General features: G+C 48.9%; 6 protein-coding genes and 2 pseudogenes. 7 read left to right on the forward strand and 1 reads right to left on the reverse strand.

Annotation, left to right across the window (positions count from 1 at the left end; translation table 11 throughout):
* From CPT76_RS08805 to CPT76_RS08825, 5 genes and pseudogenes are all read left to right on the forward strand, one after another.
* Positions 1–254, forward strand: a 254-nt coding sequence (locus tag CPT76_RS08805) for a PadR family transcriptional regulator (RefSeq protein ID WP_105442652.1), incomplete at its 5' end; no start/stop codon positions are given.
* A pseudogene (locus tag CPT76_RS08810) lies at positions 251–599 on the forward strand (DUF1048 domain-containing protein). The gene CPT76_RS08805 and the pseudogene CPT76_RS08810, both read left to right, overlap by 4 nt.
* 12 nt (positions 600–611) lie before the next feature.
* The gene (locus CPT76_RS08815) at positions 612–962 is read left to right on the forward strand and encodes a DUF1048 domain-containing protein (RefSeq protein WP_105442653.1); all 351 of its coding nucleotides are present in this window, start codon (positions 612–614) and stop codon (positions 960–962) included.
* Between the two features lie 15 nt (positions 963–977).
* Positions 978–1,736, forward strand: a pseudogene (locus tag CPT76_RS08820) (ABC transporter ATP-binding protein).
* Complete coding sequence (locus CPT76_RS08825) at positions 1,737–2,504, forward strand: ABC transporter permease (protein ID WP_105442654.1); 768 nt, start codon at positions 1,737–1,739, stop codon at positions 2,502–2,504.
* Between the two features lie 262 nt (positions 2,505–2,766).
* On the opposite strand, the gene CPT76_RS08830 is transcribed toward CPT76_RS08825, so the two are convergent.
* Entirely contained in the window at positions 2,767–2,976 is a 210-nt protein-coding gene (locus tag CPT76_RS08830; RefSeq protein WP_105442655.1) for a hypothetical protein, read from the reverse strand.
* Positions 2,977–3,180: 204 nt separating this feature from the next.
* Between CPT76_RS08830 and CPT76_RS08835 the strand changes: the two genes are divergently transcribed.
* Together CPT76_RS08835 and CPT76_RS08840 are read left to right on the forward strand one after the other, a co-directional pair.
* Entirely contained in the window at positions 3,181–3,513 is a 333-nt protein-coding gene (locus tag CPT76_RS08835; protein ID WP_089547588.1) for a winged helix-turn-helix transcriptional regulator, read from the forward strand.
* A 239-nt stretch (positions 3,514–3,752) separates the two neighbouring features.
* A complete protein-coding gene (locus tag CPT76_RS08840) occupies positions 3,753–4,481 on the forward strand; it encodes an NAD(P)-dependent oxidoreductase (protein ID WP_105442656.1) in 729 nt (242 codons plus the stop codon).
* The last annotated feature ends 44 nt before the right edge of the window (positions 4,482–4,525 follow it).

The following is a 4,525-nucleotide window of genomic DNA, read 5'->3' on the forward strand; positions in this document are numbered from 1 at the left end:
CCTACGGCTACGAAATTACGCGGCAGCTGAACGCCCTCGGCTTCACAGATGTTGTGGAAGGAACGGTATACACCATTCTGATCCGGCTTGAAAAAAACAAGTTGGTGGAGATCACCAAGAAACCTTCCGACATGGGACCGCCGCGAAAGTTTTTCGCGATCAACGACGCAGGGCGTGCGGAGCTGCGGAAGTTCTGGGAAAAATGGGAGTTTGTATCATCCAAAATAAACGAGTTAAAGGAGAGGGAACAATGAATTTTTGGGAAAAAATCACCGGCAGCGACATGACCAAAGAAATGAAAGCCTTTGAATCGCGGGCCCAAAAGCTGCCTGCTGATTATCAAGCGGCGTGGAAAAAAAATTAATGCCAACCTTTGGGTGCATTCCGACTTCACCGGCCGCAACCTCATGCCGATTCTTGACGGTGTGCTAGGCCTGCTTGAAGAAACTGCGGCGGACGGCCAGAGTGTTCAAGAGGTTCTGGGTGACGATATCCAAGTCTTCTGTTCAGCGCTGGCCGGCGAAGAAGGGGCAAAGTCTTTTCGTGACAAGTGGCGCGAGCAGCTCAACTATAATATCGCCAAAAAATTAGGCAAATAGGAGGAGGATCACATGAGTATACGAGATATCATCGAAGGCAAAAAAGAGTGGCGGGCGCCCGTGGCGCGAGTCAAAGCGCTCCCGCGGGATTATCAGATTGTGTATAAGGAGATTCAAAAATATCTCTTTAAAGTAGGCCCTGTGGAGCTAACCGAAGGGACCGGTATACTTTCGGGAATTGTCGATCTTTTTGAAGAGGGCGCAGCTCTGGGGAAAGGCGTGCTCGTAGTGACGGGAAGAGACGTAGCGGCTTTCTGCGACGATCTCATCAAAGATTCAAAAACTTACGCTGACATCTATCAGGAAGCGGTTGCCCGAGAAAATAACAAGGCCATAAAAAAGGCAACGGATAAAACAAAGTAAAAGAGGGGTACCCGGATGGAAAAACCAATTGAAGTGAAGGGTCTGCGAAAATCTTTTAAGGACACAGAAGTTCTAAAAGGCGTCGATCTTGAAGTGGGGCGAGGTGAGATTTTCGCCCTGCTTGGCTCCAACGGGGCGGGCAAGACGACGATGGTCAGAATCCTCACCACGCTCCTCAAACCGGACGGAGGAACCGCCAACGTAAACGGCTGTGACGTCGCATCAAAGCCCGACCGGGTACGACAATCGATCAGCCTGACCGGGCAGTTTGCCGCCGTGGACGAAATTTTGACCGGGCGGGAAAATCTGATTATGATCGCCAAGCTGCGGCACCTCAAAAATCCGCGCCAGTTCGCGGATAGTATGCTGCAACGCTTCGGCTTGACGGACGCCGCTGACCGCAAGGCAGCGACTTATTCGGGAGGGATGCGCCGCAGGCTCGATATCGCCTTGAGCCTTGTGGGCAATCCACAGATCATTTTCCTCGACGAGCCGACTACCGCTCTTGACCCCGAGGCCCGCATCGAGGTTTGGAAGACCGTCAAGTAACTTGCCGGCGGCGGCACGACGATCTTCCTGACCACGCAATATTTGGAGGAAGCCGAGCAGCTTGCCGACCGTATAGCCATTCTGCATGAAGGCAGGATTATTGCGAGTGGCACGCTCTCTGAGCTAAAAAAGCTGTTCCCATCTGCAAAGGTGGAGTATGTAGAAAAACAGCCGACATTAGAAGAGATATTCCTCGCAATCGTCGGAAAGAAGGAGGCTATGTAAATGGAGACAGTCAAAAATCACTTTTTTAGCGATATGGGGGTTATGCTTGGACGTTCCATGCGTCATATATTCCGCAGCATGGACACCATCATTACGGTCTGCATCACACCGATTGCGATGATGCTGCTGTTTGTCTATGTGTTTGGCGGCGCAATCCACACCGGAACGGATAACTATGTGAACTACCTGCTGCCCGGCATCCTGCTGATTGCGATTGCGAGCGGGATATCCTATACGGCTTACCGCCTGTTTATGGATAAGCAGCGGGGCATTATTGAGCGGTTCCACTCCATGCCGATTGCGCGTTCCGCCGTGTTATGGGGGCATGTGCTGACCTCGCTGGTATCCAACATGATTTCTCTTGTCGTCATCATTCTCGTAGCGCTCCTTATGGGCTTTCGCTCCTCGGCAGGGGTTCTGCCATGGCTCGCTGTAACCGGTATACTCCTGCTGTTTACACTGGCTTTGACATGGGTCGCAGCGATTGCCGGATTGTCCGGAAAATCGGTCGAAGGGGCCAGCGCATTTTCCTATCCGCTGATCTTCCTGCCATTTATCAGCTCGGCCTTTGTGCCGACCGATTCGATGCCGAAGGTCGTTCGGGCTTTTGCCGAAAACCAGCCGGTAACCTCTATTGTAGAAACCATCCGTGCGCTATTGTCAAATCAACCGGTAGGCAATGATATCTGGATTGCTCTGGCATGGTGCGTCGGCATTGTGCTCGTAGCTTATGTCTTTGCGATGAGGGCGTACAAAAAGCGGGCGTAACATGGTCTTCTCCATCCTTCCAGCTGTCTCGAATTCAGCAAACCTTCCATTGATCGGAACATTGCATACATTTTTATTCACGACTTCTGGGCTGCGGTCTACCAGGCAATCGAAGACTAACATTATGTTCATTTGACTAAAGGTGAAGATTAATCAAACAGCAGCAGTCTGGACTATTGTTTTCTCGTCCTTGGCTGCTGCTAATTTATTGGTGACAATAGGTGGATTTTGCTTGCGCCCAGGCAACACTGCCGGACCTCACTTATCGAATACGGAAGAAAACACCAATATTTTTCTGTTCCGTAATTACAAACCCGTTTTTAAGCAGACAGAGCACAGCATCTTTTACGGGTGCCCCTATTTTTAAAGTACTGAGGCAAGGGGACGCGCTACCTATAATGCGTACTTTGCCGATGTTGGCAAAGTTTTTTTTGCTTCTGACGATGATGACCACATCCGGAAAACGGCTCATGATATCAGCTCCTAACTTTAAGTGGATATCATAAGGTATTCCGCTTCATGCAGGAATGCTTGGACACCGTGAGGTATTCGGAATGGGGGTGGCCAATACGTTTCAGACGGTTATGGATTGACTTGATTGTAGGGGCTAATGTAAAATTTTGTTATGTTCTTTGTAGTTAATGTACTTACTTACAGGTAAGGGGATGATTCATCAATGATTCATCAGCGTGAATGTCCGATTGAGACCATCATTCATGTTCTAAGTGGCAAATGGAAGCCGATGATTTTATGGCTTTTGATTGATTCTACAAAGCGATTCAGCGATCTGGAAAAGCTTATCCCTGATGTTTCGCAAAAAATGCTTGCACAACATCTCCGGGATTTGGAACGAGAAGGCGTAGTCGATCGAACGGTTTACCCGACAGTCCCTCCAAGAGTAGAATATTCCCTTAGTGAATACGGCCAAACCTTGATTCCTGTTGCGGAAGTCATGTGTGCTTGGGGAGAGAATCATAATAAGCGGAAGTATGAAGAGCCGGCGTCATAAAGCGGATTTAATGAACTTGTACACGAATTCAATCAACTCCAAATAAAAGCTGCCACGGGATTTCCGGGCAGCTTTTTGCTTCCCTGCAGTCACACTCCTGTAAAAGCATTGTATCCCTTTCCTTCATACTTACTTTTAAGTAAGTCCCCTACTTTAAAGTGGGTTCTTAACATCCTTTTGAAGCGATGCTAAGCTTGAGCTAACCAAATATTGGGACCCATGAAGAGGAGGACATAACGATGAAAATCATTGTTTTTGGAGCGACGGGGAATACAGGGAAAAGAGTGTTGGCACAAGGGATACAAATGGGGCATGAAATGACCGCATTTGTGCGAAATGCTGAGAAGCTTTACGATCAGCTGGGTGAGCATTCCAAAAAGCATGTGAAGGTGATCGTGGACGATATGATGGACCCGGTGAGCGTTCGTGAGGCACTTGTGAATCAAGACGCCGCTATTATTGCAGCCGGCCATGCGGGGCAGGGAGAAGAGTTTGTCCGTATCGTCGATAACATTATAAGCCAATGCGAACTGGAGCCTAGTTTCTCTGGACGGGTATGGGTTATGGGAGGAGCCGGCCTGCTGGATATTCCATATACGGATCTGATCGGCAACAATTTACCCGGCTTTCCGCCTGAGTATAAAAACCACAACCGGAATTTCGAAAGGCTGCAGCGGACGGACCTCGATTGGACCATGATGTGTCCGGGAACCATGACAGATTCGAGAGAGCATTCAGATATTGCTTATCTGCATGTCACAACGGAAATCTTGCCTGTTCCGATGCAGGAGACGATCAAGGACTTTTCCGAAGCAGAGGTAGCCGGTCACTTGTTCAGCAGATTTCAAGAGCTGAATGTGGCTTATGACGATGTTGTCATGTGTATGTTGGACCATCTTGAACTCGAAGGATCGTTTAAAAGAAAAAGGGTCGGTCTAGCCTATCAAAGCCATATTGCAGTGAGCTGAGGAGGAGGGGGTGATGGGTCTATTTGGATTACTGCTCGTTTTGC

Source organism: Paenibacillus sp. AR247, assembly GCF_002968895.1.
Taxonomy (GTDB): domain Bacteria; phylum Bacillota; class Bacilli; order Paenibacillales; family Paenibacillaceae; genus Paenibacillus_AQ; species Paenibacillus_AQ favisporus.

Coding starts and splice junctions, on each gene's coding strand:
- CPT76_RS08815 (WP_105442653.1), top strand. CDS start 612: ATGAGTATACGAGATATCATCGAAGGCAAAAAAGAGTGGCGGGCGCCC.
- CPT76_RS08830 (WP_105442655.1), bottom strand. CDS start 2,976: ATGAGCCGTTTTCCGGATGTGGTCATCATCGTCAGAAGCAAAAAAAAC.
- CPT76_RS08840 (WP_105442656.1), top strand. CDS start 3,753: ATGAAAATCATTGTTTTTGGAGCGACGGGGAATACAGGGAAAAGAGTG.
- CPT76_RS08835 (WP_089547588.1), top strand. CDS start 3,181: ATGATTCATCAGCGTGAATGTCCGATTGAGACCATCATTCATGTTCTA.
- CPT76_RS08825 (WP_105442654.1), top strand. CDS start 1,737: ATGGAGACAGTCAAAAATCACTTTTTTAGCGATATGGGGGTTATGCTT.